A 7,275-nucleotide genomic window follows, 5' to 3' on the forward strand; every position below is an offset into this window, starting at 1 on the left:
GCCAGGGCCTCGTTGAGGAAGGCCTGGAGCTGCGCCTGGTGCTTCGACATCTGGCCGACCGCCGTGGAGGCGGAGGCCGGACGGCCGACGTACCGGGCGCGCTTCACCGCGGAGCCGGCCTGGCCGAGCACCCACTCGAGGTAGGGCTCGACGAAGGACCAGGCGCCCATGTTCTTGGGCTCCTCCTGGCACCAGATCACGTCGGCGTTGCGGAAGCGGGCCATCTCGTTGGCCAGGGCCTTGAGCGGGAACGGGTAGAGCTGCTCGACGCGCATCAGGTAGATGTCGTTGAGCCCGCGCTTCTCCCGCTCCTCCAGCAGGTCGTAGTAGACCTTGCCGGAACACAGCACGACGCGGCGGATCTTGTCGTCGCGCACGAGCTTGTTCGGCGCGCCCTCCTCCTCGGCGTCGTCCCAGAGGACGCGGTGGAAGGTCGAGCCCTCGGCCAGCGCGTCTAGGCTGGAGACGGCGCGCTTGTGGCGCAGCAGCGACTTCGGCGTCATCAGCACCAGCGGCTTGCGGAAGTCGCGCTTCAGCTGCCGGCGCAGGATGTGGAAGTAGTTCGCCGGCGTCGTGACGTTGGCGACCTGCATGTTGTCCTCGGCGCAGGCCTGGAGGTAGCGCTCCAGCCGGGCGGAGGAGTGCTCCGGCCCCTGCCCCTCGTAGCCGTGCGGCAGCAGCAGCACGAGGCCGGACATGCGCAGCCACTTGCGCTCGCCGGACGCGATGAACTGGTCGATCACCACCTGGGCGCCGTTGGCGAAATCGCCGAACTGCGCCTCCCAGAGGACCAGGGCGTTCGGCTCGGCCAGGGAGTAGCCGTACTCGAAGCCGAGCACCGCTTCCTCGGAGAGCATCGAGTTGATGATCTCGATGGAGGCCTGGCCCTCGCGGATGGCGTTGAGCGGCGTGTAGCGCTGCTCGTTCTCCTGATCGATCACCACCGCGTGGCGCTGCGAGAAGGTGCCGCGCTCGACATCCTGGCCGGAGAGCCGGACCCGGTTGCCGTCGAGCAGGGTCGCCCCGAAGGCCAGGGCCTCGGCGGTCGCCCAGTCGATGCCGACACCCGTCTCCACCGCCTTGGCGCGGTTGTCCATGAACCGCTGGATCGTGCGGTGCAGGTGGAAGCCGGGCGGCGCCTGGGTGATCTTGCGCCCGATCTCCTGCAGGGTCTCGGCCGGCACGGCGGTGCGGCCCCGGCGCGGATCGTCCACGTCCTCGTGGACCGCCTTCACGCCGGACCAGCGGCCGTCGAGCCAGTCGGCCTTGTTGGCCTTGTAGGTGTTGGCGACGTCGAGCTCGGTGTCGAGCATCCCGCGGAACTCGGCCTTGCGGGCGTCGAGCGCCTCCTGGGTCACGGAGCTGTTCTCGACGAGCTTGCGGCCGTAATTCTCCAGCACCGAGGGATGCTTGCGGATCCGCTGGTACATCTTCGGCTGGGTGAAGGCCGGCTCATCGCCCTCGTTGTGGCCGAAGCGGCGGTAGCAGAGCATGTCGATCACGACCGGCTTGCCGAACTTCTGCCGGTACTCGACCGCCACCTTGGCCGCGAAGGTGACGGCTTCCGGATCGTCGCCGTTGCAGTGGAAGATCGGCGCCTCGACCATCTTGGCGACGTCGGACGGGTAGGGCGAGGAGCGCGAGAAGCGCGGATCGTGGTNGAAGCCGATCTGGTTGTGNATGATGAAGTGGATCGAGCCGCCGGTGCGGTGGCCCTTCAGGCCCGACAGGCCGAAGCACTCGGCCACCACGCCCTGGCCCGCGAAGGCGGCGTCGCCGTGGATCAGCAGCGGCAGCACCGTGCGGCGCTCGATGTTGGGTTTGGCCCACTGGTCCTGCTTGGCGCGGACCTTCCCGAGCACCACCGGATCGACGATCTCGAGATGCGAGGGGTTGGCGGTGAGCGACAGGTGGACGTTGTTGCCGTCGAAGGCGCGGTCCGAGGACGCGCCCAGATGGTACTTCACGTCGCCCGAGCCCTCGACCTCGGCCGGGGAAGCCGAGCCGCCCTTGAACTCGTGGAACACCGCCCGGAAGGGCTTGGCCATCACGTTGGTGAGCACATTGAGCCGGCCGCGATGGGCCATGCCCAGCACGATCTCGCGGACGCCGAGCGCGCCGCCGCGCTTGATGATCTGCTCCAGCGCCGGGATCATCGACTCGCCGCCATCGAGGCCGAAGCGCTTCGTGCCGGTGTACTTCAGATCCAGGAACTTCTCGAAGCCCTCGGCCTCGATCAGCTTGTTGAGGATCGCGCGGCGGCCCTCGGGCGTGAACGAGATCTCCTTGTCCTTGCCCTCGATGCGCTCCTGGATCCACGCCTTCTCGGCGGGGTCGGAGATGTGCATGAACTCGACGCCGAGCGTCTGGCAGTAGGTCCGCTCCAGGATGTCGACGATCTCGCGGATCGTGCCGAACTGGAGGCCCAGCACGTTGTCGAGGAAGATCGGGCGGTCCCAATCGGATTCCTCGGTGAAGCCGTAATGCTGCGGGTGCAGCTCCTCGTGGTCACCGCGGGGGGCGAGCCCGAGCGGGTCGAGCTTGGCGTGCAGGTGGCCGCGCATGCGGTAGGAGCGGATCAGCATGATCGCCCGCACCGAATCCTTCGTCGCCTGCTCCACAGACACGCCGGTGGTTGCGGTGACGCTGTCCTGCGGCTTGCCGGGCTTCGCGTCCTTGGCGTCCTTGCCGTCCCGGGCGACGATGCGGTCGCCGACCGCCTTCTCCAGGGCACCCCAGTTGCCGTCGAGCGCCGAGACCAGCTCGCCGTTCAGCGGCACCGGCCAGTTGGGCTTCTCCCAGGAGGCGCCGGCGGCGTTCTTCTCGACCAGGGTCTCGTCCTCGCCGAGCCCCTTGAAGAAGGTCTGCCACTCCGGATCCACCGAGGACGGGTTGCGGGCGTAGGCCGCCTGCAATTCCTCGATGTAGGCGGCGTTCGCGCCGTAGAGGAACGAGGTTTCGAGGAGCGCTTCGTTCACGTCCTGGCGTGCCATGGTGCGTCCATCCTGTCGCGCGGGCAGGCTCCCCTGCCCTTCGGGCTCCCCGTCAGCGCGGCGGATCGCCCTCAAACCGAAACGGGGCGGGTGACCGCCCCGCTGAAATCGTCTGCACGCCCGATATGGGCGTTGCGGCCCTGCGATGGCCGCAACGCAGGCGCGCTTGCCCTCAGCCCTTCAGGACCTCGACGAGCGTCGAGCCCAGCCGGGCCGGCGACGGCGACACGCGGATGCCCGCGGCCTCCATGGCGGCGATCTTGTCCTCGGCGCCGCCCTTGCCGCCCGAGATGATCGCGCCGGCATGACCCATGCGGCGGCCCGGAGGCGCCGTGCGGCCGGCGATGAAGCCGACCATCGGCTTCTTGCGCCCGCGCTTGGCCTCGTCCTTCAGGAACTGCGCAGCCTCCTCCTCGGCCGAGCCGCCGATCTCGCCGATCATCACGATCGACTCGGTCTTCGGGTCGGCCAGGAACAGCTCCAGCACGTCGATGAACTCGGTGCCCTTCACCGGGTCGCCGCCGATGCCCACCGCGGTGGTCTGGCCGAGGCCGGCATTGGAGGTCTGGAACACCGCCTCGTAGGTCAGCGTGCCGGAACGCGAGACGATACCGACCGAGCCTTGCCGGAAGATGTTGGCCGGCATGATGCCGATCTTCGATTCGCCCGCCGTGACGATGCCCGGGCAGTTCGGCCCGACCAGACGCGACTTCGAGCCGGTGAGCGCCCGCTTCACCTTGACCATGTCGAGCACCGGAATGCCCTCGGTGATGCAGACGATCAGCGGGATCTCGGCGGCGATCGCCTCGCAGATCGCGTCGGCGGCGCCGGGCGGGGGCACGTAGACCACCGAGGCATCGGCGCCCGTGGCCTCGCGGGCCTCGGCCACCGTGTCGAACACCGGCAGGCCGAGATGCGTCGAGCCGCCCTTACCGGGGCTCGTGCCGCCGACCATCTTGGTGCCGTAGGCGATGGCCTGCTCGGAGTGGAAGGTCCCGTTCTTGCCGGTGAAACCCTGGCAGATGACCTTGGTGTTGGCGTCGATCATCACCGACATGATCAGGCTCCCTTCACGGCGGCGACGATCTTCTGGGCGGCGTCGTCGAGGTCGTCCGCCGGGATCACGTTGAGACCGGAATTCCGGATGATCGCCTTCCCCTCCTCGACGTTCGTGCCCTCGAGGCGCACAACCAGCGGCACCTGCAGGCCCACCGCCTTCACGGCCGCGATGACGCCGTTGGCGATCACGTCGCACTTCATGATCCCGCCGAAGATGTTGACGAGGATCCCCTTCACGTTCGGATCGGCGGTGATGATCTTGAACGCCGCCGTGACCTTCTCCTCCGAGGCGCCGCCGCCGACATCGAGGAAGTTCGCCGGCTCCTCGCCGTAGAGCTTGATGATGTCGAGGGTCGCCATGGCGAGGCCGGCGCCGTTGACCATGCAGCCGATCGTGCCGTCGAGCGCGATGTAGGCGAGGTCGTACTTGGACGCCTCGATCTCCTTGGCGTCCTCCTCGGTCTCGTCGCGGAGCGCCACGATGTCCGGGTGCCGGTAGAGGGCGTTCGAATCGAAGGCCATCTTGGCGTCGAGGCACTTGAGATGCCCGTCCGCGGTGAGCACCAGCGGGTTGATCTCGAGGAGGCTCATGTCCTTGGCGACGAAGGCCGCGTAGAGCTTCTCGGTGAGCGCGCCGGCTTCCTTGGCCTGGGCGCCGGACAGCCCGAGCGCCTTGGCGACGGCGCGGCCGTGATGGGGCATGACGCCCGTGGCCGGATCGACCGCGATCGTGTGGATCTTCTCGGGCGTGTCGTGGGCCACCGCCTCGATGTCCATCCCGCCCTCGGTGGAGACCACGAAGGCGACGCCGCCCGTGGCGCGGTCCACCAGCATCGAGAGGTAGAATTCCTCGGCGATCTGCGCGCCTTCCTCGATGTAAAGGCGGTTGACCTGCTTGCCGGCCGGGCCGGTCTGGATCGTCACCAGCGTCTGGCCGAGCATCTCGCCCGCATACTGCTTCACCTCGTCGATCGACTTGGTGACGCGCACGCCGCCCTTAGCGCCCTCGGGTGCACCCTTGAAGGTGCCCTTGCCGCGGCCGCCCGCGTGGATCTGGCTCTTCACGACCCAGACCGGGCCGCCGAGCTCCTTGGCGGCGGCCTCAGCCTCCGACGGGTTGAAGATGGCCACGCCGCGGGAGACGGGCAGGCCGAACTCCTTCAGCACGGCCTTGGCCTGGTATTCGTGGATGTTCATCGGAGCCTCGTAGGGAGGAGCGAATAGGTGGCAACGAACAGCGCGGAGCGACTGGGATTCGAATCCCCGAACGCTTCGCGCGGCCCGGTATCCGCTTACCGGTCAGGCGAGGTTGCTGTCGACGCCCTTGCAGGCCTCGATCAGGCCCGCCACCGAGGCGACCGACTTGTCGAACATCGTCTTCTCGGCCGCGTCGAAGGTCACCTCGAGCACGCGCTCCACGCCGTTCGCGCCGATCACGATCGGCACGCCGATGAACATGCCGGAGACGCCGTACTGGCCGTCGAGATAGGCGGCGCAGGGCAGGACCCGCTTCTTGTCGCGCAGATAGCTCTCGGCCATGGCGATGGCGGAGGCGGCGGGCGCGTAGAAGGCCGAGCCGGTCTTAAGCAGGTTGACGATCTCGCCGCCGCCCTTGCGGGTGCGCTCGACCATGGCGTCGAGCTTCTCCTGGGTGGTCCAGCCGAGCTTGACGAGGTCGGTCAGCGGCACGCCCGCCACCGTCGAGTAGCGGGTCAGCGGCACCATGTCGTCGCCGTGGCCGCCGAGGACGAAGGCGGTGACGTCCTCGACCGAGACCTTGAACTCCTCGGCCAGGAAGTGGCGGAAGCGGGCCGAGTCGAGAACGCCGGCCATGCCGACGATCTTGTTGGTGGGCAGACCGGAGAACTTCTGGAGCGCCCAGACCATCGCGTCGAGCGGGTTGGTGATGCAGATCACGAAGGCGTCCGGCGCGTGGGTCTTGATGCCCTCGCCCACCGCCTGCATCACCTTGAGATTGATGCCGATCAGGTCGTCGCGGCTCATGCCGGGCTTGCGCGGCACGCCGGCGGTGACGATCACGACGTCGGCCCCCTTGATGGCGGCGTAGTCGCTCGCGCCCGCGTAGGTCGCGTCGAAGCCCTCCACCGGGGCGGCCTCGGCGATGTCGAGCGCCTTGCCCTGCGGCACGCCGTCGACGATGTCGAACAGCACCACGTCCCCGAGATCCTTGAGGCCAGCGAGAAGTGCCAGGGTGCCGCCGATCTGGCCGGCACCGATGAGCGCGATCTTGTTGCGAGCCATGTCGGATTCGTCTCCGCTGCGTTCGACTTCGGTGATGCGGTGCGCGAGGCCGGCTGTGCTCGGCCGCCAGGGTCCGAGACCGGATTCGTCACTCTGAAATCTGCGCGGCTGTGTGGCCGAAAAGCACCGTGGCTTCAACCCGATGCAGGGTGCGTGGCCGGCGCGTCCGAGACATCCGGCGGCCTCTCAACGAGCCGAGGGGTGTGCCGAAACGTCAACGTCGCGAAGGTTTTAGGTGCAGTGCACCCGGCTCCGCACGCGCTCCGAAGTCTCGATGACAGATTCTGAGACCTGTCATTTCGGTCGGGGGCGGCGCTCGGATCGGCCCGCAGCGCGGAAACGACAAGGGCCCGGACAGGGGAGTCCGGGCCCGGCGAGCGGCGTTCGCGAAAGCGGTGGATCAGAGGATGCCGGAGCGGAGCACCCGCTGGATCGCGTGGATGACGGCTCCGAAACGGGCCTCGATCAGGTCGCGGGGCACTTCGGCATCGTGCTGGATCGCCAGGGGATGCGTGAAGCGGTAGCTCGCGTCGAAGATGTAGGCGATCGCCCGCTCCCGATCGCGAGCCGAGAAGATCCCGGACGTGATCCCCTCTTCGACCACCCGCTCCACGAGACTGCGCAGGCGGACGCGATGCCGCCGGGCGATCGGCCGGGCCGACACGGTGGCGTCGAGATGGACCGCGAACAGGTTCGGTTCGTCGAACAGGGCGTCCCGCTGGACCGTCGCGAGGGCTGTCAGCAGGCGCTCGATCTTGTCGTCGGCGGGATCGGGCGCGTCGGCGATGCCGGCGAGCCGGGCTTCGACCTCGCGCAGCCAGCGCCCCGCCACCGCGTCGAGGAGCGCGTCCTTCGACGGGAAGTAACGGTACACGTTGGCGTGCGTCATGCCGGCCTCGGCGGCAACGGCCACGACCGTCACGCGCTTGGGGCCGAGCCGCGACAGATGCTCGGTGGCGAT

The 7,275-nt window shown here is 68.3% G+C and carries 5 protein-coding genes; all 5 read right to left on the minus strand.

The genetic code is table 11. The features are described 5' to 3' along the window. The coding region (locus I53_RS22640; protein ID WP_043354949.1) for a 2-oxoglutarate dehydrogenase E1 component at positions 1-2,993 on the minus strand (2,993 nt) is incomplete at its 3' end. A 172-nt stretch (positions 2,994-3,165) separates the two neighbouring features. Then, positions 3,166-4,050 (minus strand): succinate--CoA ligase subunit alpha, encoded by an 885-nt coding sequence (gene sucD, locus I53_RS22645; RefSeq protein WP_043354951.1) that lies wholly within the window; start codon positions 4,048-4,050, stop codon positions 3,166-3,168. 2 nt (positions 4,051-4,052) lie between these two features. After that, complete coding sequence (gene sucC, locus I53_RS22650; protein WP_043354953.1) at positions 4,053-5,249, minus strand: ADP-forming succinate--CoA ligase subunit beta; 1,197 nt, start codon at positions 5,247-5,249, stop codon at positions 4,053-4,055. A gap of 102 nt (positions 5,250-5,351) precedes the next feature. Then, a complete protein-coding gene (gene mdh / locus I53_RS22655; RefSeq protein ID WP_043354955.1) occupies positions 5,352-6,314 on the minus strand; it encodes a malate dehydrogenase in 963 nt (320 codons plus the stop codon). A gap of 400 nt (positions 6,315-6,714) precedes the next feature. Beyond that, positions 6,715-7,275 (minus strand): TetR family transcriptional regulator (locus tag I53_RS22660; RefSeq protein ID WP_051044997.1); only part of this gene is annotated, 561 nt, incomplete at its 5' end.

It is taken from the genome of Methylobacterium sp. B1 (genome assembly GCF_000333255.1).
GTDB lineage: Bacteria > Pseudomonadota > Alphaproteobacteria > Rhizobiales > Beijerinckiaceae > Methylobacterium > Methylobacterium fujisawaense.